Source organism: Mycolicibacillus trivialis, assembly GCF_002102395.1.
Lineage (GTDB): Bacteria > Actinomycetota > Actinomycetes > Mycobacteriales > Mycobacteriaceae > Mycobacterium > Mycobacterium triviale.
On the sequence record NZ_LQPZ01000013.1, the window covers coordinates 192,882 to 214,658 of the forward strand.

The 21,777-nt window shown below is 69.7% G+C and carries 22 protein-coding genes; 11 read left to right on the plus strand and 11 right to left on the minus strand.

Going from position 1 to position 21,777, the window contains the following annotated elements:
• The first annotated feature begins 13 nt into the window (after positions 1-13).
• Both AWC30_RS05270 and AWC30_RS05275 read left to right on the plus strand, forming a co-directional pair.
• Entirely contained in the window at positions 14-1,075 is a 1,062-nt protein-coding gene (locus tag AWC30_RS05270; protein WP_234807944.1) for a UDP-N-acetylmuramate dehydrogenase, read from the plus strand.
• 34 nt (positions 1,076-1,109) lie between these two features.
• A complete protein-coding gene (locus AWC30_RS05275) occupies positions 1,110-2,462 on the plus strand; it encodes a L,D-transpeptidase (RefSeq protein ID WP_372507279.1) in 1,353 nt (450 codons plus the stop codon).
• Here the strand turns inward: AWC30_RS05275 and AWC30_RS05280 are convergent.
• Positions 2,440-3,189, minus strand: coding sequence for an SDR family NAD(P)-dependent oxidoreductase (locus AWC30_RS05280; protein WP_109561933.1), 750 nt, complete (start codon positions 3,187-3,189; stop codon positions 2,440-2,442). The two genes, AWC30_RS05275 and AWC30_RS05280, sit on opposite strands and share 23 nt — an antisense overlap.
• 243 nt (positions 3,190-3,432) lie before the next feature.
• Between AWC30_RS05280 and AWC30_RS05285 the strand changes: the two genes are divergently transcribed.
• The 7 genes from AWC30_RS05285 to AWC30_RS05315 all read left to right on the plus strand — a co-directional run bounded on the left by AWC30_RS05285 (position 3,433) and on the right by AWC30_RS05315 (position 10,493).
• Complete coding sequence (locus AWC30_RS05285; RefSeq protein WP_234807946.1) at positions 3,433-4,653, plus strand: ROK family transcriptional regulator; 1,221 nt, start codon at positions 3,433-3,435, stop codon at positions 4,651-4,653.
• A gap of 45 nt (positions 4,654-4,698) precedes the next feature.
• Positions 4,699-6,039 (plus strand): D-inositol-3-phosphate glycosyltransferase, encoded by a 1,341-nt coding sequence (gene mshA, locus AWC30_RS05290; RefSeq protein ID WP_085109146.1) that lies wholly within the window; start codon positions 4,699-4,701, stop codon positions 6,037-6,039.
• Complete coding sequence (locus AWC30_RS05295) at positions 6,036-6,557, plus strand: type III secretion system chaperone family protein (RefSeq protein ID WP_085109178.1); 522 nt, start codon at positions 6,036-6,038, stop codon at positions 6,555-6,557. Before mshA ends, AWC30_RS05295 begins: the two co-directional genes overlap by 4 nt.
• A 13-nt stretch (positions 6,558-6,570) precedes the next feature.
• Positions 6,571-7,320, plus strand: a complete 750-nt coding sequence (locus tag AWC30_RS05300; RefSeq protein ID WP_085109147.1) for a phosphoglyceromutase — start codon at positions 6,571-6,573, stop codon at positions 7,318-7,320.
• Between the two features lie 142 nt (positions 7,321-7,462).
• Entirely contained in the window at positions 7,463-8,656 is a 1,194-nt protein-coding gene (locus AWC30_RS05305; RefSeq protein WP_085109180.1) for a sensor histidine kinase, read from the plus strand.
• Between the two features lie 5 nt (positions 8,657-8,661).
• Positions 8,662-9,342: a winged helix-turn-helix domain-containing protein gene (locus AWC30_RS05310; protein ID WP_085109179.1), complete on the plus strand. Its 681-nt coding sequence runs from the start codon at positions 8,662-8,664 to the stop codon at positions 9,340-9,342.
• 257 nt (positions 9,343-9,599) lie between these two features.
• Entirely contained in the window at positions 9,600-10,493 is an 894-nt protein-coding gene (locus AWC30_RS05315) for a metal-dependent hydrolase (RefSeq protein ID WP_085109148.1), read from the plus strand.
• Positions 10,494-10,524: 31 nt separating this feature from the next.
• Here the strand turns inward: AWC30_RS05315 and AWC30_RS05320 are convergent, their stop codons facing one another.
• Positions 10,525-11,544, minus strand: a complete 1,020-nt coding sequence (locus tag AWC30_RS05320) for an oxygenase MpaB family protein (protein ID WP_165756435.1) — start codon at positions 11,542-11,544, stop codon at positions 10,525-10,527.
• Positions 11,545-11,637: 93 nt separating this feature from the next.
• Here AWC30_RS05320 and AWC30_RS05325 point away from each other — a divergent pair, with 93 nt between their 5' ends.
• Positions 11,638-12,204: a TetR/AcrR family transcriptional regulator gene (locus tag AWC30_RS05325; protein ID WP_165756436.1), complete on the plus strand. Its 567-nt coding sequence runs from the start codon at positions 11,638-11,640 to the stop codon at positions 12,202-12,204.
• On the opposite strand, the gene AWC30_RS05330 is transcribed toward AWC30_RS05325, so the two are convergent.
• From AWC30_RS05330 to AWC30_RS18160, 9 genes are read right to left on the minus strand one after another with little or no spacing between them, the layout of a single operon-like run.
• Positions 12,201-13,004: a hypothetical protein gene (locus AWC30_RS05330; protein WP_085109151.1), complete on the minus strand. Its 804-nt coding sequence runs from the start codon at positions 13,002-13,004 to the stop codon at positions 12,201-12,203. The genes AWC30_RS05325 and AWC30_RS05330 overlap by 4 nt on opposite strands.
• Entirely contained in the window at positions 13,001-13,663 is a 663-nt protein-coding gene (locus tag AWC30_RS05335) for an Rv1363c family protein (protein ID WP_085109152.1), read from the minus strand. The genes AWC30_RS05330 and AWC30_RS05335 overlap by 4 nt, the downstream gene beginning before the upstream one ends.
• The gene (locus AWC30_RS05340; RefSeq protein ID WP_085109153.1) at positions 13,647-14,264 is read right to left on the minus strand and encodes an Rv1363c family protein; all 618 of its coding nucleotides are present in this window, start codon (positions 14,262-14,264) and stop codon (positions 13,647-13,649) included. Before AWC30_RS05340 ends, AWC30_RS05335 begins: the two co-directional genes overlap by 17 nt.
• 16 nt (positions 14,265-14,280) lie before the next feature.
• The gene (locus AWC30_RS05345; protein WP_085109154.1) at positions 14,281-15,552 is read right to left on the minus strand and encodes an MlaD family protein; all 1,272 of its coding nucleotides are present in this window, start codon (positions 15,550-15,552) and stop codon (positions 14,281-14,283) included.
• Positions 15,549-16,655 (minus strand): MlaD family protein, encoded by a 1,107-nt coding sequence (locus AWC30_RS05350; protein WP_085109155.1) that lies wholly within the window; start codon positions 16,653-16,655, stop codon positions 15,549-15,551. The genes AWC30_RS05345 and AWC30_RS05350 overlap by 4 nt, the downstream gene beginning before the upstream one ends.
• A gap of 14 nt (positions 16,656-16,669) precedes the next feature.
• The gene (locus AWC30_RS05355) at positions 16,670-17,788 is read right to left on the minus strand and encodes an MCE family protein (RefSeq protein ID WP_234807947.1); all 1,119 of its coding nucleotides are present in this window, start codon (positions 17,786-17,788) and stop codon (positions 16,670-16,672) included.
• Positions 17,785-18,819 carry an MCE family protein gene (locus tag AWC30_RS05360; protein WP_085109182.1) on the minus strand — a complete coding sequence of 345 codons (1,035 nt, stop codon included), beginning with the start codon at positions 18,817-18,819 and terminating at the stop codon, positions 17,785-17,787. Before AWC30_RS05360 ends, AWC30_RS05355 begins: the two co-directional genes overlap by 4 nt.
• A gap of 5 nt (positions 18,820-18,824) precedes the next feature.
• The gene (locus AWC30_RS05365) at positions 18,825-19,886 is read right to left on the minus strand and encodes an MlaD family protein (RefSeq protein WP_085109156.1); all 1,062 of its coding nucleotides are present in this window, start codon (positions 19,884-19,886) and stop codon (positions 18,825-18,827) included.
• Positions 19,883-21,427, minus strand: a complete 1,545-nt coding sequence (locus AWC30_RS18160; RefSeq protein WP_085109157.1) for an MlaD family protein — start codon at positions 21,425-21,427, stop codon at positions 19,883-19,885. The genes AWC30_RS05365 and AWC30_RS18160 overlap by 4 nt, the downstream gene beginning before the upstream one ends.
• Positions 21,428-21,534: 107 nt before the next feature.
• Between AWC30_RS18160 and AWC30_RS05375 the strand changes: the two genes are divergently transcribed.
• Positions 21,535-21,777 (plus strand): helix-turn-helix domain-containing protein (locus AWC30_RS05375; RefSeq protein ID WP_234807948.1); only part of this gene is annotated, 243 nt, incomplete at its 3' end.

Consider the following 21,777-nt stretch of genomic DNA (forward strand, 5'->3'; position numbering starts at 1 on the left):
TACCGTTCCTGGCGTGGGAAACCGGTTTGCCGACGCGCAGGTTCGCGCGGACGTGTCGCTGGCGGCGCTGACCACGCTGCGGGTCGGGCCGGTGGCGCGACGGTTCGTCACAGCGGCCACCGTCGACCAGATCGTCGCCGCCCTCACCGAACTCGACGCCGAGGACGGCCCCGCCCCGCTGGTGCTCGCCGGTGGGTCGAACCTGCTCATCGCCGACGAGCTGACCGACCTGACCGTCGTGCACCTGACCGCCGCCGACATCCACATCGACGGCAACGTGCTACGGGCGCAGGCCGGCGCCGTCTGGGACGATGTGGTGGCCGCCAGCATCGCCGCCGGGCTCGGCGGGCTGGAGTGCCTGTCCGGGATCCCCGGCTCGGCCGGCGCCACCCCGGTGCAGAACGTCGGGGCTTACGGAGCCGAGGTCGCCGACACCATCACCGCGGTGCGTCTGCTCGACCGGCGCACCGGTGCCCTGGACTGGGTCGGCCCGGCCGCGCTGGACTTCGGCTACCGCACCAGCGTGCTCAAGTACTCCGACGCCCGCACGGTCGTCGAGGTCGAGTTCACCCTCGACGCCGCCGGCCGCAGCGCGCCACTGCGCTACGGCGAACTGGCCACCGCGCTGGGGGCGGCCGCGGGCGACCGCGCCGAGCCCGCGGCGGTGCGGCGCGCGGTGCTCGCCCTGCGCGCCGGCAAGGGGATGGTGCTCGACCCCGCCGACCACGACACCTGGAGCGCCGGATCCTTCTTCACCAACCCGGTGGTCGCCGCCGAGGTCTACGACGACCTGGCCGCCGGTCACGACGGGCCGGTGCCGCACTACCCCGACCCGGGCGGGATCAAGCTGGCCGCCGGCTGGCTGGTCGAGCAGGCCGGGTTCGGCAAGGGCTACCCGCACCGCGACGACGCCCGGTGCCGGCTGTCGACCAAGCACGCGCTGGCGCTGACCAACCGGGGCGGCGCCTCGACCGCCGACGTGTTGGCGCTGGCCCGCACCGTCCGCGACGGCGTCCGCGACCGGTTCGGCATCACCTTGGTGCCCGAGCCGGTGCTGGTCGGCTGCGCGTTGTGACGGCTGTGGTCTCGGCGCCGGGCGCCCCCGCCACGTGCCGGTATCGTTAGCCGGCGTGAACGCGGCCGACGACCTTCCGGCGATCACCCGGCGCCGGGCGCTGGGTGCGCTGGCCGTCGGGCTCGTGGCGCCGGCCGCGCTGGCCGCCTGCTCACGCAGCAGCGACCCGGCCTCCCAGGCGGCGCAGCAGCCCGAGCCCACGCTGGTCTTCACCCCGGAGTCCGACGCCACCGACATCCTGCCGACCGCGCCGGTCAGCGCCGAGGTCCGCGACGGGTGGTTCCAGAAGGTGTCGTTGACCAACGCCGACGGCAAAACCGTCGCCGGGGTCCTCAACCGGGAGCGCACCGTCTTCACCGTCACCGAGCCGCTCGGCTATTCGGCGACCTACACCTGGGCCGGTTCGGTGGTCGGCCGCGACGGCAACGCCGTCCCGGTGCGCGGCGAGTTCCGCACCGTGGACCCGACCCGGGTGGTCGACGGCGGATTCCAGCTGGCCGACGGGCAGACGGTCGGGGTGGCCGCGCCGGTGATCATCCAGTTCGACGCCCCGATCGCCGACAAGGCCGCCGTCGAACGCGCATTGACGGTCACCACCGACCCGCCGGTGGAGGGCGCCTGGGCGTGGCTGCCCGACGAGGTGCAGGGATCCCGGGTGCACTGGCGCACCCGGGAGTACTACCCGGCGGGCACCACCGTCAACGTCGACGCCAAGCTCTACGGGCTGGCGTTCGGGGAGGGCGCCTACGGCGCCCAGGACATGAGCCTGCACTTCCAGATCGGGCGCCGGCAGGTCGTCCGCGCGCACGCGCCGTCGCACCGCATCCAGGTGATCACCGACGCCGGGGTGATCATGGACTTCCCGTGCAGCTACGGCGAGGCCGACGAGCCGCGCAACGTCACCCGCAGCGGAATCCACGTGGTCACCGAGAAGTACGAGGACTTCTGGATGTCCAACCCGGCCGCCGGCTACGAGAACATCCACGAACGCTGGGCGGTGCGCATCTCCAACAACGGCGAGTTCATCCACGCCAACCCGGCGAGCTCCGGCGCCCAGGGCAACACCAACGTCACCAACGGTTGCATCAACCTGTCCGACGGCGACGCCCAGCAGTACTTCGCCAGCGCGATCTACGGCGACCCGGTGGAGGTCACCGGCACCAGCATCGAGCTGTCCTACGCTGACGGCGACCTGTGGGATTGGGCGGTGGACTGGGACACCTGGCTGTCGATGTCGGCGCTGCCGGCTCCGGCGGGGGAGACCCCGGCGCCCACGTCCTTCCCGGAGACCGCACCGGCCACCCCGACCGACGCCCCGACCCTGTCGGGCACCCCCACCACGACGCCGTCGCCGACGACCTCGGCTAGTCCGGCGCCCGGCGGTTGAACCGGGTCGCCGAGGCCTGGTCGCGTGGCCGGATCACCACCTGATCGATGTCCACGTGCGGGGGCCGCGACGCCACGAACCCGATCACCTCGGCGATGTCGGCGGCGACCAGTGGGGTGAGCCCGGCATAGACGGTGTCGGCGCGCTCCCGGTCACCGGCGAAGCGCACCAGGGAGAACTCGGTCTCCACCATGCCGGGCGCGATTTCGGTGAGCCGCACCGGTTTACCGAGCAGTTCACCGCGCAGAGTGCGGTGCAACACGCTCTGGGCGTGTTTGGCGGCGGTGTAGCCGGCACCGCCGTCGTAGATCTCGAACGCCGCGATCGAGGTGACCGTGACGATCAGCCCGTCGCCGGAGGCCACCAGCTTGGGCAGCAGCGCGCGGGTCACCCGCAGCGTGCCGACGACGTTGGTCTCCCACATCCAGCGCCAGTTCTCCAACTCGGCGTCGGCGACCGGCTCGAGGCCCTTGGCCCCGCCGGCATTGTTGACCAGGACATCGACCCGTGGAAGGCGTTCGGCGAGCGCCTCGACCGCGGCCGGGTCGGTGACGTCTGCGGCGATCGCGGTGCCGCCGATCTCCTCGGTCAGCGCAGCGATCCGGTCGGATCGGCGCGCCACCGCCACCACGTGGAAGTCCTGGCCGGCAAGGGTTCTCGCGGTCGCCGCACCGATGCCGGAACTGGCACCGGTTACCACCGCCACCCGTCGGTCTGCCGCAGTCACGGAGCTCACTGTAATCCGGCGGCCGGCCCGCCGCGGTGGCCCACGTTGCGGCCCGACTGCCGGGCGCGCTAAATTCACGCTGTGATCTGGAGTACTCGGTGGCTGGTGGCGTCGGCGTGTCGCGCCGCTGCCTGCGCGTGTTGTCGCCGCGCAACGCGCCGCCCCTGATCTCGGTTCGTCGAGCCCACGGTGCGGCCCGCAGCGGCCCAAGCCCCGATGGACCTCGAGCCCAAGGACTCCCCGATGACCAGCACCCTTTCCACCGCCTCACCCACCCGGCGACGCCATTCGGTGGTGGCACCCGCCCTGCACGTCAGTGACGCCGCCGCCGCGACGGTGTTCCGCATCGTGCGCCGGCGCGGCCCGCTGGCCCGCGACGAGATCACCGCGGCCAGCGCGCTGAGCACCGCCACCGTCAACCGCCAGGTCAGCGCCCTGATCGCCGCCGGCCTGCTGCGCGAGCGCGCAGACCTGACCGTCAGCGGCGCCATCGGCCGGCCCCGGGTGCCGGTCGAGGTCAACGACAAGCCGTTCCTGACCCTGGGCGTCCACATCGGTGCGGCCACCACCAGCATCGTGGCGACCGATCTGCGGGGCCGCACCCTGGACGCGGTGGAGACGGCCACACCGCGCGGCGACCAGTCCACCGCGCTGGCCGCCCTGGCCGGCAGCGCCCGCCGCTACCTGAGCCGGTGGAGCCGACGCCGCCCACTGTGGGTCGGGGTCGCCATCGGTGGCGTCGTCGACAGCGCCACCGGACGCGTCGACCACCCGCGGCTCGGCTGGCGGCAGGCCCCGGTCGGTCCGGCCCTCGCCGACGCCCTCGACTTGCCGGTATCGGTGGCCTCCCACGTCGACGCGATGGCCGGCGCCGAACTGCTGCTGGGGCGCCGCCAGCCGGCGTCGTCGTCCTCGACCAGCCTGTACGTCTACGCCCGCGAAACGGTGGGCTACGCGCTGACGATCGGCGGGCGGGTGCACACCCCGGTGGCCGGGCCGGGAACCATCGCCGGCCTACCGGTGGTCTCCGAACCGCTCGGCGGCACCGGGCGGCTGGAGACCACCGTCTCCGACGCAGCGGTGATCGCCGCGGCCCGCCGACTGCAGCTCGTCCCGGCCGGCGGAAACGCGCCGCTCACCGCGCTGTTGCGCGCCGCGCGCGGCGGCGACCGGGCGGCCGCCGATCTGCTGGCCGAGCGGGCCCGGGTGCTCGGCGAGGCGGTCGCGCTGCTGCGCGACCTGCTCAATCCCGACGACCTGGTGGTCGGCGGGCAGGCCTTCACCGAGCACCCCGAGGGCATGGCCCGGCTCCAGCAGGCGTTCGCCGAGCGGTCGATGCTGCCCCCGCGGCTGATCCGGATCACCGCGTTCGGCAACAAGGTGCAGGAGGCCGGCGCCGGGGTGGTCTCGCTCAGCGGGCTGTACGCGGATCCGCTGGCCGCGATCCGCCGCACAGCCGCCTGACATGCGGTGTCGGGGCCGATCCGGCCGAACTGTAAAGATGGCAGGGTGCGGCGCGGCGAAACGACCCACTCCGGCGATGCGGTGACACCGCTGCGCCGGGTGGCGGTGCTGGCGGTGCACACCTCGCCGCTGGCCCAGCCCGGCACCGGCGACGCCGGCGGAATGAACGTCTACGTGCTGCAGACCGCCCTGCACCTGGCCCGCCGCGGTGTCGAGGTGGAGATCTTCACCCGCGCCACCTCCTCGGCCGACCCGCCGACGGTGACCGTCGCACCCGGGGTGGTGGTGCGCAACGTGGTGGCCGGGCCGTTCGAGGGGCTGAACAAATACGATCTGCCCACCCAGCTCTGCGCGTTCGCGGCCGGGGTGTTGCGCGCCGAAGCCGCCCACGAACCGGGCTACTACGACATCGTGCACTCCCACTACTGGCTCTCCGGACAGGTCGGCTGGCTGGCCCGGGACCGCTGGGCGGTGCCGCTGGTGCACACCGCCCACACCCTGGCCGCGGTCAAGAACGCCGCCCTGGCCGACGGCGACGTGCCCGAACCGCCGCTGCGGGCCGTCGGTGAGCAGCAGGTCGTCGACGAGGCCGACCGGCTCATCGTCAACACCGACGTCGAGGCCGATCAGCTGGTGGCCAACTACGGCGCCGAACCGGGCCGCATCGACGTGGTGCACCCCGGCGTCGACCTCGAGGTGTTCCGCCCCGGCGACCGCGGCGCCGCCCGCGCGCGCCTGGGTCTGGATCCGGGGGAGCCGGTCGTGGCGTTCGTCGGCCGGATCCAGCCGCTGAAAGCCCCCGACATTCTGCTGCGCGCGGCGGCGAAACTGCCCGGGGTGCGGGTGGTGATCGCCGGCGGCCCGTCGGGCACCCCGCTGGCCACCCCCAACGGGCTGGCCGGACTGGCCGAGGACCTCGACATCAGCGACCGGGTGACGTTCCTGCCGCCGCAGTCCCGCGACGAGCTCGCCGAACTGTTCCGCGCCGCCGACGTCGTCGCCGTCCCCAGCTACTCCGAATCCTTCGGCCTGGTGGCGGTGGAGGCGCAGGCCTGCGGCACCCCGGTGGCGGCGGCCGCGGTCGGCGGCCTGCCGGTCGCGGTGCGCGACGGCGTCAGCGGCACCCTGGTCGACGGGCACGACGTGCCGCGGTGGGCCGACGCACTCGACGATCTGCTGGCCCGCAGCCGCGGCTCGCAGGCCGCGCAACTGCACACCGCCGCCGCCGAGCACGCGGCGCTGTTCTCCTGGGGGCACACCGTGGACACCCTGCTGGCCAGCTACCAGCGCGCGATCACCGACTACCGGCGCCGCCGCACCGCCCGGGACCGGGCTTCGCTGTGGCGCGGGCGGCGCTTCACCGCCCGCCGGGGGGTGCGCTCATGAGCGAGCAGGTGCGCCGGATCATCGAGGACACCCTGCAGGCCGCCGACCTGACCTACTCCCACCACCCCGGCGCCCACGGCGGGCTGCCCGGCCTCATCGTCGAACTCCCGGGGGAGCGCAAGCTCACCACCAACACCTTCCTGAGCATCGGTGAGCACTCGGTGCGGGTGGAGGCCTTCGTGTGCCGCCAACCGGATGAGAACCACCAGGGCGTCTACCGGTTCCTGCTCAAACGCAACCGCCGCCTCTACGGGGTGGCCTACACCCTGGACAACCTCGGCGACATCTATCTGGTGGGCCGGATGGCGCTGGAGTCGGTGACCGCCGACGAGATCGACCGGGTGCTCGGCCAGGTGCTCGAGGCCGTCGACTTCGACTTCAACACCCTGCTGGAGCTGGGCTTCCGGTCCTCGATCGAGAAGGAGTGGGCCTGGCGGGTGGAGCGCGGTGAATCGCTGAAGAACCTGCGCGCCTTCGAGCACCTGATCGACGACGACGGGTCGTCCGACCGGTCGTGAGAGACTGACCGGCATGGGAGCATCGGGCACGCTGGTACTGCTGCGACACGGCGAGAGCGAGTGGAACGCACGCAATCTGTTCACCGGATGGGTGGACGTCGAACTCACCGACAAGGGCCGGGCCGAGGCGGCCCGCGCCGGTGAATTGCTGGTCGAACACGACCTGCTGCCCGACATCCTGTACACCTCGCTGCTGCGGCGGGCGATCATCTCCGCGCAGCTGGCGCTGGAGACCGCCGACCGGCTGTGGATCCCGGTGCGGCGTAGCTGGCGGCTGAACGAGCGGCACTACGGGGCGTTGCAGGGCCTGGACAAGGCGGCGACCAAGGAACGCTACGGCGAAGAGCAGTTCATGGCCTGGCGGCGCAGCTATGACACCCCGCCGCCGCCGATCGAGCCGGGCAGCGAGTACAGCCAGGACACCGATGTGCGCTACGCCGACATCGGCGGCGGCCCGCGCAGCGAATGCCTGGCCAACGTGGTGGACCGGTTCCTGCCGTACTTCACCGACGTGATCATCCCCGACCTGCGGGTCGGCAAGACGGTGCTGATCGCGGCGCACGGCAACTCGCTGCGCGCGCTGGTGAAATACCTCGACGGCGTCTCCGATGAGGAGATCGTCGGCCTCAACATCCCGACCGGGATTCCGCTGCGCTACGACCTGGACGCCGACCTGAAACCCACCACGCCCGGCGGGGTGTACCTGGACCCCGACGCGGCGGCGGCCGGGGCTGCCGCCGTCGCCAGCCAGGGCGCCAAGTAGCCCAGCCGGATGTCGCCGCGCGGGGCGAACGGCGCGTGAACGGCGCCTGAACACCTGGTCTCCCGGGTGTGACGTCGCCGTCTTCGGCGGCTCGCGGCAGCGTCGCCCGCGGTCGGATCGCTACCATTCGGTCGTGTCCGCGATGGTTGTCTCGCTGCTCGCCGCGGTGGCGGCGCTGCTGGTGCTGGCGGCGGGTGTCGGGATCGGGATGACCGCGGGCCCGCGCATCGTGGAACGCAGGCAGCGCTCGGCCGCCGAGCAGGCCGGCATCACGGTCTCGGAGATGCTGCAGCGCATCGTGGCGCTGGTGCCGCTGGGCACCGCGGTGGTCGACACCCACCGCGACGTGGTCTATCTCAACGACCGGGCCCGCGACCTGGGCCTGGTCCGCGACCGGCTGCTCGACGAGCGGGCCTGGCAGGCGGCGCAGGAAACGCTGGCCACCGGCGCCGACGTCGAATTCGACCTGTCGGCGGACAAGTCGGAACGGACCGGGCGCACCCGGCTGTCGGTGCGCGGCTACGCCCGGCTGCTCAGCGAGGAGGACAGCCGCTTCGCGGTGGTGTTCGTCGACGACCAGTCCGAGCAGGCCCGCATGGAAGCCAGCCGGCGCGACTTCGTCGCCAACGTCAGCCACGAGCTCAAGACCCCGGTCGGGGCGATGAGCCTGCTGGCCGAGGCCCTGCTGGCCTCCGCCGACGACCCCGAGACGGTGCGCCGCTTCGGGGAGAGGGTGCTGCTGGAAGCCAACCGGCTGGCCAGCATGGTCGGCGAGCTCATCGAGCTGTCCCGGCTGCAAGGGGCCGACCCGCTGCCCGACCTCGCCGCGGTCGACGTCGACCGGGTGGTCTCGGAGGCGATCTCGCGGCACAAGGTGGCCGCCGACACCGCCGACATCCAGATCAGCACCGACCCGCCCAGCGGGCTGCAGATGCTGGGCGACGAGACCCTGCTGGTCACCGCGGTGGCGAACCTGGTGTCCAACGCGATCGCCTATTCGTCGAACGGGTCCCCGGTGTCGATCAGCCGCCGCCGTCGCGGCGACACCATCGAGATCCTGGTCACCGACCGCGGCATCGGGATCTCCCGCAAGGACCAGGCGCGGGTGTTCGAACGGTTCTTCCGCGCCGACAAGGCGCGCTCCCGCTCCACCGGTGGGACCGGTCTGGGGTTGGCGATCGTCAAGCATGTCGCGGCCAACCACAACGGCAACATCCGGCTGTGGAGCCAACCGGGTACCGGGTCGACCTTCACGCTGGAGATCCCCGCCTACCGTGACCGCGGTACGCCGGCGACCGATAATCAGACAGACAGCTCGCAACGAGAGGAAGTGTGACATCGATGAGCCGCGTGCTGATCGTGGAGGATGAGGAGTCGCTGGCCGACCCGCTGGCGTTCCTACTGCGCAAGGAGGGGTTCGAGGCCACCGTGGTCAACGACGGTCCGTCCGCGTTGGCCGAATTCGACCGGGTCGGTGCCGACATCGTGCTGCTGGACCTGATGCTGCCGGGGATGAGCGGAACCGAGGTCTGCAGGCAACTGCGGGCCCGCTCGACGGTCCCGGTGATCATGGTGACCGCCCGCGACAGCGAGATCGACAAGGTCGTCGGTCTGGAACTCGGCGCCGATGACTACGTGACCAAGCCGTACTCCTCCCGGGAACTCATCGCGCGTATCCGGGCGGTGCTGCGCCGCGGCGGTGAGGACGACACCGTCGATGACGGCGTCCTGGAATCCGGCGGGGTGCGCATGGATGTCGAGCGCCACACCGTCACCGTCAACGGCGAACCGATCACCCTGCCGCTCAAGGAATTCGACCTGTTGGAGTACCTGATGCGAAACAGCGGCCGGGTGCTCACCCGCGGCCAGCTCATCGACCGGGTGTGGGGCGCGGACTACGTCGGGGACACCAAGACCCTCGACGTGCACGTCAAGCGGTTGCGGTCGAAGATCGAGGCGGACCCGGCCAACCCGGTGCACCTGCTGACCGTGCGCGGGTTGGGCTACAAACTCGAAGGCTGACGCGTCCGCCCCCTGAAATCGACACCCATACCGGCAGATAGGCGCGTTATGGCCGGTTCAGGGCGAAAATCGTGTCGATTTCAGGGCTACTCGGGCGCAATCGGGAAGGTGCGGCGCGGCATCGGGGCCGGCGACCCGTACTGGCCAAAGACTGACGCATCAGTCACACTAAGGGAGTGGTACGCGCAGGTACCAACGCGGGCGGTTCCGGTCGCGGCACCGGGCCGCCGTCGGTGCCGACTGGAGGGACTGTCACCATGACCAATCCGATCGCCGGATCGACCAACGGGACGTCACCGGCGCCGATGTACCCGCCGGTGCGGCGGATGCGGTTCCGATTCGGCGAGCCCAAACCGATGAACCGCCACTTCGTCGAGGGCGACATCGTGCTCAGTCATCTGGTGGCGGTGCTGTCCGGGGCCTTCCCACCCGGCGAGGAGTCCTTCATCCGGTCGGTCCGCCGGTTCTCCGACCAGGTGACCGACCCGGAACTGAAGAAGCGGGTGGCCGGTTTCATCGGGCAGGAGTCGGTGCACGGTCAAGAGCACCGCCGTCTCAACGAGAAGCTCATCGCGATGGGCTACCGCTACGTGCGGGTCTACACCTTTCCCAAGGACAGCCGCAGGCAGCGGATCGTGGAGCGCATCGAGCGGGCGATGCCGGGATATGTTCACCTCGCCGCGACCGCCGCTGCCGAGCACTACACCGCCACCCTGGCCGAGCGGGTGCTCTCCAGCGAGCAGGTGCAGGCTATCTCCGGGGACCCCGAAGTGTGGCACCTGCTGAATTGGCATGCGGTGGAAGAATTGGAGCACAAGTCGGTCGCCTTCGACGTCTACCGCGCGGTCGGCGGACCGGAGTGGATCCGCATCGCGGTGATGGCGGTCATCTACGCCCTCACCGTGCCCATGGTGACCATGGAAGTGCTCGCCTCGATGGCCACCGACCGCACGGCATGGCGGCCGATCACGGTGGCGCGCCAGTTCCGTGAGCTGTACACCGGTCCGCTGGCCAGGGGAATGCTGGCAAAGTTGCGGGTGTACCTGCGGCCGGGGTTCCACCCCGACGACGTGGACACCGACGCGCTGGTCCAGCGGTGGCGGGAGCAGTTGTTCAGCGCCGACGGTGAGCTGGTCGGGCACCTGCAGTGACCTGGGCCGGCCGGCGCGGTCGAGACGAGCCTTACACCCGGGCGGCTTCGCCTGCCGGCAGCGTGCCGCCCTTGCCGCGCTGTAACGCCAGCCCCGGATCGTGGTCGAACGCGACCCGGCCGGTACCGGGCGTGTAGCGCAGCGCGTTGTGGCGGTAGCCCCAGGCTTCGAATCCGCCGAGGGCGACCAGTCGGTCGATGACCGGAAGCTTGACCGCCTGCACGGCGATTCGCATGGCGGCCTTGGCGAACGCGGTGCGCACCGGCATGGCGGGGATACCGGCGACAGCGCGGGCGCCGGGACGCAGCTGGGACAGCGCGGCCCAGGAGACCACCCGCAGGAACGGGCTGGCGAAGGCCATCGGCCAGGTGGGCTTGAACGGCGGATGCAGGAAGTAGTGGATCAGATCCTGGGCGCCGGGCGTCAGTTTCATCCGGTGGCGTTCGGCGTCGTCGACGTAGGCCGCGACTTCTTCCGGGGAGCGCGGCAGCACCCCGCGCGGGATGCCGAGCAACTCGCCGATGATGTTGTTCTCGGCGTAGAACGCGCGCTCGTCCTCCTCGGTCACCGTGTCGCCGCTGAAGGTCTTATAGATGTCCCACAGGCAGGGCCAACCGGTGACGTAGGTGTAGACCAGGTAGTCCAACTGATTGGCTTGGTACTTCGTGCCGGCCGTCGGCTCCACGCCCGTGACATGGGCATGCCGGCGGAACAGGTCACGGCCGAGTTTGTCGGCGCGGGCCGAGTCGCCGAACACCGCACCGACGAAGAATGCGTTGCTGCGTTGAACGCGGCCGAGCGGATCGGTGGTGTAGGTGCTGTGCTGGTCGATGCCGGCCGCGCCGACCGGGTCGAGCACCGCGACGATCGACCCGAGGATGCCGGCCATCGCCAAGACCGCCGGGTTCGACCAGACTCGCCAACTGATCGAGTCCGGGCCGAAATAGCCGTCGTCGAGCCGAGGTGCGTCCGCGAGTGCCAACGCCCGCCGTCCCCGCTTGCCGAACAGGCGGCCGACCAGATGGTCGGTGAGCAACACCGACGGTGACATACTCTGAGTAGGTGACATACTTCCAGTACGGTAAGGTACTCGGTTGTGGATGTCCAGAGTCGGCGCGAAATGTCTGCGTCCCAGACTCGGCAGGTGCTTCTGGATTCGGCGCGGGAGTTGTTCACCACCGTCGGCTTCGCCGCCGCCAGCGTGGACCAGATCGCCGCCGCAGCGGGGGTTACCAAAGGTGCGTTTTACCACCACTTCTCGGACAAGCGCTCGGTATTCGAACTGCTCTTTCGCGACCACATCGCACGGCTGGCCGATCTCATCGACGAAGCCGCCGGCCGGATACCCGGGGTCGCCGATGGACCGGGTTGGCCGGTCAGCCTCCAGTTGGTCACGGCCTACCTGGCCATGATCGTCGACGACCGCGACTACCGCGAACTTCTCAAACAGGCGCCGACGGTGCTGAGCAACCGGCTCTACCGGCGCATCGACGACGAGCTGCTGCTGCCGCCGTTGCAGCGGGTGCTCGGTGCGTTGTCGGACCGCGGCGAGTTGAATGACGTCCCGATCCCGATGGCGGCGAGCATGCTGCTCAGCTGCCTTTGCGAGGCGGCGCTCATGATCGCCGACGCACCGGACCGGGCGCAGACCGAAGGCGAGGCACTCACAACGATCACCCACCTGGCCGCCGGACTGATCAAAATCGGTTAGCTGCCGCCGTATTCGGGCCGCAGCGAGTCGGCCAGCGCGGCCAGCGGGACGCGGACCTGAACGGTGCCGCCGTCCATCGACCACACCAGCCGGTCCTGCGGGCTGGGATCCTCGCGCAGCATCGGGGCATCGGGCAGGAACAGCAGCAGCTGGTCGCCGTCGAGCGCGAACGAGCGGTACTCGCCGGTATAGCCCGGCCCGCGCGGGCTCGGCGTGAACTCCTCCACGGTGAACGGATACGTGCCGGGCGCGTGCGGGGGCGCCGCGGCATCGAGTGCCGCGGGCAGGAACGGCACCGTCGCCGGGGGAAGCGCCACCATCGGGTCCACGCCGGGCTTGAACAGATCCGCCAGCATCAGCCGCCGGCCCTGACCCATGTCGAACACGAACGAGCGGAATGCGTTGTTGGCCTGCATGCCGAACGGCTCGAAGGTCTCGTGGACGATCACCGACCGCACCCCGCCGGGCCCGTGGTAGACCCGGTAGGTGGCGAACGCGCTGCTCTCGCGGGGACTGTCGGCCGCGGACTGCCGCCAGCCGTCCATCAGCCGGTGGTAGTAGTTGCTCAGCGGCGGCCCGGCGGTCGGATCGTCCAACTGCGCGGCGGGTAGGTCGAACCAGATCAGCCGGGTCGCGTTGCGCTGTGAGGTGACCACGGTGGAGCAGCGGGCGCCGTCCCAGGCCGCGCCGAGGTCACCGCAGAGTTGTTCCGCCGATGCCGACGCCACCGGGGCGGCCACCACCGCGGCGGTCAGCGCAGCGCCGAGCAGCCCGCCCAGTCGGCCCGGTCCGCGTCTCATTGCTCGGCTCCGAACACGACGACCTCGCTTGCCAGCCACCGTCCGTCGACCTCCTCCATCGTGATGGCGACCGGGACCAGGTCGGAACCTGCGTCCGGCACCGATGAGTTACTCACCGACTGGCTGACCACCAGCAGCACCTCGACCTGCGAGGCCTGCGCCGACTTGACTGCAATGTCGAGCACTGTGCCGCGGGTGGTCACCGCGTTGTCGATGAGCAGTTTGCGCAGTTGCGCACTGGATTTGGTGTACCGGTCGTGGAAATCCCCGGTCGAGCCGTCGATGACGGCACGGACTTTGTCGTCGACGGTGCTGGGATCGGCGGTGGTGAGGGTGACCGCGAAGGCACTCGCGGCGTCAAGCGCCTGCGCAGCCGAGGAATCGCGCCGATGCTGATCGAACAGCGACCAGCCCGCGTAGCCGGCGCCGGCAACGACGGCGATCGCCGCCACTGCGGCCGCGCAACGCGCCAGCACGCGGATCCAGCGGCGGGCGTCGGCTTGCGGGGCGTCGGGTTGCGTGGTGTCGGGTTGCGTGGTGTCGGGTTGCGTGGTGTCGGTGTCGGAACTGGTGCCGGTTTCGCTGTCGGCGACCGGTTCGACTCCGGTCGCGGCGGCGTCCTCCGGTGCGGCGGATTCGTCGTCAGATGAGGTCGACATTGCTTGCCAGCCAACGGTCGTCGATGCGTTTCATGGTCATCTGGATCCGGTTGCGGTCGATGCGCGGACTGGGGTTGACCGCGTTGGTGATCGACTGGTCGACGAACAGCAGCACCTCGACCTGCGACGTGGAGGCTGATTTCACCGCCGCGTCGAGCACCACGCCGGTGCCGGCGGCGTCGTTGTCGATCAGGATCTGTCGCAGCTGGGATGCGCCCTGGCTGTACTCGTCTTTGAAGCGGCCGGTCGCCCCGTCGAGCGTCTCGTTGTAGTGCGCGTCGATGTCTTTGGCATCCAGGGTGGTCAGCACTTCGGCGTAGTCACGGGCCGCGGCAACAGCCTGTTCGGCGGCGACGTCGATGTCGCGCAGTTCCTTGTACCGCCAACCCAGGTAGCCCGCGGCGGCCAGGGCGCCGATGAGCGCGACGGCGACCGCGATCTTCGGCCATCGTCGGCCGGTTCGGGCCGCGGGGTTCGGAGGGGCGGGATCCGGTGCGACGGTGACCGTTTCAGTGGCGCTGTCATTGTCGACGGAGGAGCCGGAGTCGGGTTCCTCCCCGAGCTGATCGAAGACGTCCTTGGTGGCGCTGCGCTTGGACACGGTGCCTCCCGGCAGGTCAGTTCGGCACCCAGACCGGCATCTCCGGGCCGGCGTAGGGGGTGGGGATCGTGTACGGCGGGTAGTTCGGGGTGGGATCGGTGGTCGCGTGCGGATCATAATCCGGTGGTGGCCCCGCGGTGTCGTCGCCAGCCGGGCGGGGCGCGTTGCGGGCGCCGCGGATCAACACCGATGGGTCGGGATCGTCGCAGTAGGTGTAGAGATACGGCTCGGGGAAATCGGCCTGACTCGGTGGGCGCCGCGGCAGCCCGTAGTCGCAGCTGTATCGCGGATAGATGTCGGCGACCGCCCAGATCCCGTTGTCGTGGATGACGCTGGAGACCCGGTCGACCATCGAGTCGCGGTCCGGTCGCCACAGATCGGCCAGCGCCGGCGTCCGCAGGTAGAGCAGCTGGGAGACGCTGGTGAGGTTGCCCAGCAACTGCACCACGTTCTCGCGGTTGTCGGCGATGAAGGCGTCGATGAGCTGGAGTTGACCGCTGCCGCGGTCCACCAGTTGGCGGAAGCCGCCATCCATCGCCTCCACCCCGTGCAGGATCCCCTGCAGGTTCAGCGAGGTGCGCAGCAGCCCGTCGTTGAGATCGGCGGCGGTGTTCAGCACGGTGCGGGTGGTGCGTAACATGCTGACGGTCTGCGGCAACACGCCATCCAGTGTCGAGGCCAGGAACGAGGCGCCGTCGAAGATCGCGGCCAGTTTGTCCGCGCCGTCGCGGCTGACCCGCAGTTCGGCGAAGAGGGTATTGAGCTGATCGGTGTCCAGTTGGGCCAGGGCCCCGCGGCTGTCATCGATGATCTGCGGCAGCGACACCGTCACCGAGGTCTGCGCCTTGTCGATCACCGAGCCGTCGGTGAGGAACGGTCCCTCGCCGTCGGTGGGCCGGAAGTCCACATACTGCTCGCCGGCCGCCGACAACCCGGATACCCGCACCGGGCTGGAGCGCGGGATGCGGGTGGCGGCGTCGATCGCGGCGACCGCCTCCACCCCGTCGTCGGTGAGGTTGATGGCGGTGACCCGCCCGACCGGGATGCCGCGGACGGTGACGTCCTGGTTGGCCAGCAGCCCGCCGGATTCGGCCAACTGGATGCGCACCGACATGGTGGAGGCGATCGGGTTGATCCCCAGCGCACCCACCGCGATGTAGGAGAACGTCACCAGTAGCAGGACGACCAGGCCGACGGCCGAAACCAGCAGCCGGCGGCGCACCACGAACAGGATGGCGTCGACGATGAGACGAGCGCCCCGTTCGGCCGGGTTCGGTGTCGCGCTCATCGGTTCGGCCCGTAGATCTTGTTGAGCAAGATGTTCCACTCGTAGCGCAGGCTGCCGATCATCTGATGCCAGTCGGTGCCGTCGGACCAGTGGAAGCCGGGATCGCCGGGGTAGTTCTTGTCCGGCCAGGGCGTCAGCGACAGCTTGGCGGCGACCATGTTCGAATGGCCGGCGGTGGCGTTGGTCGACTTGATCAGGATGCCCAGCAGCCGGTTGAAGGAGTACAGCGACAGCTCGGGGTCGATGGTGATGTCGTTGAACACCGCGGCCAAAGTGTTCAGGTCGGCCACCATGCCGCGGGTGTCGGTGCCCTGGATGGACGGGAACCGGGCCAGCCGGTCGCTGATGTAGCCGACCTGGTCGGCGAGATCGGCGATCCGGGTGGTGTTGTCCGCGATCACCGCCATCGCCGGGGCGGCGTCGGTCAACGCAGCATCGAGGGTGTCGCGGCGGGCGGCCATGACCGCGGCCAGCTCGGAGGTGCGTCGCAGGGCACCGTCGAGTTGGTCGGAGCGAGCGGTCAGTCGCGACAACAATTCCCGGGTCTCGCTGAGCAGGGTTTCGACCCTTTCGCCGCGCCCGCCCAGGGCCCGTCCGGCCCCGTTGGTGGTCCTCACCAGGTACCCGACGGTGCCGCTGTTGACCAGCATCGCCATCGAGTTGAGCAACTCCTCGACGGTGGGTGCAGCGGCGGTGTCCTGCAGCGGGATGACGTCGCCGTCGTGCAATTGCGCGGCGTTCGGCGCCTGCTCGGGGTCGGGTCGAATCTGGACGAACACGTCGCCGAGCAGGGTCGCTGACCGCAGTTCCGCGGTGGCGCCGCTGTACAGCGGCACATCGGAGCGGATCCGCAGGCTCACCTCCGCGTTGAAGTCCCGGGCCCGGATCTCGCCAACCTCGCCGATGTCGGCGCCGTAGAGCTTGACCTTCGCCTTGGCCGGCAGGTTCAGCGCGTTGGAGAAGATCGCGGTCAGTTCGTAGTTGTCGGAGCCGGCTTCCGGTGCCGGCAACGGCAGGGCATCGAGGCCGGTCGCGCAGCCGGCCAGCAGAGCGGTGAGCGCAGTCGCCAGCACCGCGCGGGCCCCGCGTCGGACGGTGCGCATCCGGTTCCTCCCTGTCACGGGGTACCACTGATCCCGTTGGCCATCAGATCGAGCATCTGGGTCAGCCCGAAGTCCGGCCCGTAGTCCTTGAGCGTGCCGGTGGCGCAGCCGAGTTGCTTGAGACCCATCAGGTTGCACATCTCCTTGGCGAACTGGCCGTTGAAGATGATCTTGTCGACCAGGGCGTGGGCGCGCAGACTGCCCGCGACCGGGTCGATGATGCGGTAGATGTTGTCGACGGTCAGTGGTGCCACGTCGAGTAGCTCCGCGAGCTCACGTTGGTTGTCGGTCAGGGTGGTGGTGATGGCGTGCGTCTGGCTGAACGTCTCGGTGAGTTCTTCGCGGTGGTCGTCGAGCAGCCGGGTCGCCTGGTCGAGGATCTGGTTCAGCTTGGCGCCGGTGGTTCCCGAGCCGAGGTCCTCGGCGGCGAGGATGTCACTGAGCTGGCGCAGGTTCGAGCTGAACTCGCGGATCTCGGTGTCGTTGTCGGCCGCGGCCTGGTTCAGGTCGGCGACGCTGGTGATGATCGCCTGGATGCTCTCCTTGCTGCGGGCCCCCTTGTCGTCGCCGACGCGCAGAGCTTGGGACAGCTTGTCGAGCGTGGATTTGATGGCAGCGGAGTTGTCGGCGGTGATCGCCGAACCGAGGCTGACCAGATCGCCCAGCGGCCCCTGGCCGTTGTCGTCGCCGTGCAGTGCCTTGCCGAGCTTGTCGACCATCGACAGCGTGCGGCCGAACTCGACCGGGGTGCGGGTGCGGCCCAGGCCCAGGACGTCGCCGTCCTTCAGGGTCGCGCCGCCGCGGTAGGGCGGGGTCAGTTCGACGTGTCGGTCGGTGAGGATCGAGCTGGACACGGTCACCGCCTGCACGTCGGCAGGGATCGCGACACCACGGTCGATCGACAGCGTCACCGCGACGTGGCCGCCCTCGTTGTGGATGCGGGTCACCTTCCCCACCTGCATGCCCAGCACTGACACGCCGTTGCCCTCATAGAGTCCGACGACGTCCTCGAAGTGCGCGGTGACGGTGATGTGGCGACCGATGACGCGGGGGATCACCGCGAGCGCGGCGACGACCACGATGACGACGCCGACCGCCGCGGCGATCAGCACCCAACGCATCCGGGCGCTCATCCACAGTCCTTGAAGTACTCGACGAGGTTGAACTGCCGGGCTCGGCCGCTGATCGCGCACATCCACGAGTCGATGAACGGGCCGGCCGGGGCGTTGAGTTCGAGAGCGTTGCCGGTGCCGGTCATGTTGGCCAGGTTGCGGACCGTCACCGGGGCGACCTGCAGGATGCTGCGCAGCAGCGCGTCGTGGTCGGTCATCATCGTGGTGAACTCGGCGAGGTTGTCGATCAGCTGCCGGATCTCGGGCTCGTCACCGAGGATGGTCTGGGCACGGTCGACCAGCGTGGTGGCGCTGGCGAAAAGCCGGTGCACGGCTTGCCGCCGCGTGGTGATCTCGCTCAGCAGGTCGCGGCCCTGCAGCACCAGGGTGCCCAGGTCGGCTTTCTGGTTGCGCAGCATCGCGGTCAGCGTGTCGGCGTTGGTGAGCAGCGAGCCGATCTGGTCGCGGCGATCGGCCATGATGTTCGACAGGGATTCGAGGTTGGCCAACGCCTCGGGCAGGGCCTCGGGCAGCCCCTGCAGGCTGCGGTTCATCGTCTTGACCGATTCCACCACCCGTTCGGCGTCGAGGGGTTCGAAGGTGCTGGTGGCTCCGGCCAGGGTCTTCTGCAGGTCGTAGGGCACGTCGGTGTTGGCCAGCCGGATGGTGCGGTCGCTGAGTTCGGCGCTGCCCGAGGGCCGGAGCTCGAGGTAGCGGGCGCCGAGGATGGTGGTGAGTTTGATTGCCGCCCGGCTGGTCTCACCGACGTGCACCCCGTTGCCGACGGTGAACGACACCACGACATGGTCGCCGGCCAGGCGCACCCCGTCGACGGTGCCGACCTGGATGCCGGCGACGGTGACCTGGTTGCCCTTGCCGATCTGGGCGGCCTGGGCGAACTCGGCGTGGTAGCGGGTCTTGCCGAGGTTGAGATTGCCGAACAGCACGACGGCGGCCAGCATGACCCCGATGAGAACCAGGCCGGTCACACCGAGCCAGATCGTGTTGTAGGACTCCAGGGGCCGGGCGAGCCTGCCGGAACGGTTGACCATCGCGCTCACCTGCAGACCGGGGTGTGGAGGCCTTGGACGGTGTCGCCGCCCGGAGTGGCGGCGGCGACGAAGGCGCGGAACCAGTAGAACAGGCCCTGCCAGAACGCGAAGTCGACGTTGCAGGGGTAGCCGTTGATGTAGGCGCCCTCCTGCGTGATCCGGGCGATTCCCTTGAGCAGCAACGGCAGGTTGGCCCCCAGGTAGGCGAAGCGCTCGCGTCCGTCGCGCAGGCCGTAGTCGAGGAAGCCCGGCTGGCGCGTGATGAACTCCTGGACGTCGGGGGTGATGGTGTCGACGATGGTGGCCAGCCGCCCGACGGTGGAGTTGGTGGAGCCGACGGAGGCGACCAGTTGGTCGCGGCGGGCCGCTAGTTCCGACATGACCGAACGGGTCTGGCCGATCATGTTCTCCAGGTTGTCGTTCTGTGCGGACAGGCTGGCCATCAGGTCGTTGAGGTTGCCGATCAGATCGCCGAGCACCTGGTCGGGGCCGGCGAGGGTTTCGGCGAGCACGGAAGCCTGCGTGGTCAACACCAGTACCGAGGTCTCATCGCCCTGGAACGCCTGGATCAGCGCGGTGGTGAGGTTGTCGACCTGCTCGGGGTCGAGCTGGGTGAACAGCGGCTCGAAGCCGTTGAGCATGTAGGAGATGTCGAAGGACGGCACCGTGTGTTCTTTGGGGATATGTCCGCGGTCGGGCAGTGGGGAGCGGGGGCCGCTGGCGTTCGGGTCCTGGGAGAGGCCGAGATAGCGCTGGCCGATGACGTTCTGGTAGGTGACCGACGCGATCGTGTCGGTGTAGAGGGTCTGATCGCTCTGCACCCGGAAAGTGACGCGCGCATCGGTGCCCTCGAGGTCGATCTTGTCCACCCGGCCGACGCGGACCCCCGCGACCCGGACGTCGTCGCCCGGCGCCATGCCCAGGATGTCGGTGAACGTCGCCGTATAGGTGTGGGTGGGACCGGCGACCTCGCGTTCCAGGGTGGCGTAGACCATCCACGTCATCGCCAGCGACACGACGGTGAAGATCGACAGTCCGATCACGGGCTTGCGGTAGCGCTTGTTCATCGGTCGCCTCCGGTGTCGGGCAGGAGGTGCACGGTCATGCCCCGGGCCACCGGGCCCAGCAGCAGTTGGGTTGCGGTGGTGGGTGAGCCGCCCACGATGCGACCGATCTGCGCGGCCTCCTGGCGGCTGCCGACCGGGCCGACGTTGCCGCCGAGCACCGCCGAGTACGGGATGGCATCCGAGGGGGGCAGGTCGTAGGAGGCCGGAGCAGCCGGCTCGGCCGGTGGCGGACCGGGCGCCGGGGGGCCCGGTGGTGGCGGACCGGGCAACTGGGCCGATCCGGTCAGCGGCGGCACCATCTGGGGCAGCGGTGGCGGGGCGGGCGGTCCCTGCGGGTCGTCGGGCATCGAGTGCCGCGGCGGAGTCAGGTTCGGCCGGTTCTCGGTGACGTACGGCGGCACCGAGGCGTCGACGGAATCCAGCGCGGGGTACAGATCCGGCGCGGTCGGGGTCTCCGGCGCGGTGTGGCAGCTGGGTCCTTCCAGTTCCCCATAGCGTGGGCAGTCCGCCCGCACGTAGGTACGGCTGGGAGTGAGTGCGACGACGGCCTTGAGGGTCAGCAGATTGGTCTCGGGATTCCAGGCCTCGTCGTAGAACTTGTTGGCCAGCACCTGTAGCCGGGTGGAGACGCCGTGGAACTGATCGGCGTGGTCGGCGATGATGCCCAGCGGCGGGCTGAACTGGGTGGTGACGGTGATCATCCGGTCGACCTGGTTGTCCAGTGCGCGACCGATCGTGTCGGTGGTGTTGAGTCCGCCGGTCAGGAAATCGGTGAGTTGGCTGCGCTTCTCGGCGAACGTGCGCATCGGTGTGATCGAGTTGTCCAGCGCGTCGAACAACTCCGGAGAGGAGTCGCGCAGCCCGTCGGCGGCGTCCTGCAGTGCCGAGAGCGTCGACGGGGTGGCGGCGTCGGCGCCGACGACGGTGTTGAGCCGGCTGAGGACCTCGATGAGATCGTGGCCGGTGTCGGTGATCTCGTCACCGCGGCCCTTGGTCGCCTCGCCCAGGGCGGCCATCACGCCGATCGTCTGACTGTCCGGTTTGCGTCCCACCGCGGCCAGCAGTTCGCGCAGTTTGGCCAGCACGTTCTGGAACAGGACGGTGGGCAGGGTGGTGTCCTCGGGGACCAGGGAGCCGCTGTGCAGCGAGCCGGCGGCGGGCCCGTTGTCGACCAGCTGCACCGCCGAGACGGCGAACACGTTGGTGGGGATCACCCGCGCGGTGACCGTGTTGGGGATGCGCTCGGCGTATTCGGGTTTGAGGTTGACGTGCACCAGGTTAGGCCCGCCGTGGCGCGACGGGGTGACCCCGGAGACCGAGCCGACCAGCACGCTGCGGAACTTCACATCCGAGCGGGCCGGCAGGCCGTCACCGATGTTGACCAACTCCACGGTGACGCGGACCAGGTTGTCGAAGCTGCCCTTGGATTTGGCGACCATCGCCGCCGACGCGGCGACGGCGATCAGTGCGAAGCACGTGCCCAGCGCGATCAGCCGCGGCAGCGACGGGCTGCGCGGGTTGAAGTCGAACGGGTTCGGCACGGCTAACCTGTCGTGACCTGAGAGGTTGTTGACGGCGTGCCTGCTTGAAATGGGGAGGACCTCCTGACGGAGTGAATGTGTCTGGCATCTACCCGTAGGAGGTCCTCGTGTCTCACGCTAACGCCCGCACGAACGTTTTCGCTCGACGGCTGATCGTTGAACGTGTCGCTGGTGGTTGGCCGCCGGCGCAGGTCGCTCAACAGCTGGGCATTTCACGGGCCACGGTCTACAAGTGGCTGCGCCGATATGCCGAAGGCGGGGATGCGGCCTTAGTGTCGGTTCCGGTCGAAAGCTGCGCAGTTTCTTCCGGTCGAATTGTGAGCAGGTGTGTTTACGGGGTTGAGTCTGTG